The sequence below is a fragment of the Marinobacter iranensis genome (assembly GCF_029207565.1).
Lineage (GTDB): Bacteria > Pseudomonadota > Gammaproteobacteria > Pseudomonadales > Oleiphilaceae > Marinobacter > Marinobacter iranensis.
In genome coordinates this window covers 1-253 of record NZ_JANCMW010000316.1, presented here as the reverse complement: position 1 = coordinate 253, position 253 = coordinate 1, and the positions used below count along the sequence as shown (strand labels likewise).

Annotated in this window: 1 pseudogene; it reads right to left on the bottom strand. The window is 71.5% G+C overall.

The annotated features are described in order from the left end of the window. Nucleotides 1-253: pseudogene (locus NLU14_RS22525) on the bottom strand (phenylalanine--tRNA ligase subunit beta); the annotation flags it as partial.

The window sequence follows — 253 nt, the reverse complement described above, 5'->3', positions numbered from 1 at the left end:
ACACCGGGTCGTTCAGATCGGCATAGTCGGCGAACGCCGTGCCGACCGCCGCATCGGCCGGCAGCTCGATGATGCCGTCATGGTCGTCGCCCAGCTCGAGCTCACGCGTCGAGCACATCATGCCGTTCGATTCGACCCCGCGCACCGCGGCGACCTTCAGCGCCATGCCGTTCGCCGGCACCACCGCGCCCGGGGTGCCGAGAACGCCGACCAGGCCCGCGCGCGCATTGGGGGCGCCGCAGACGACCTGCAG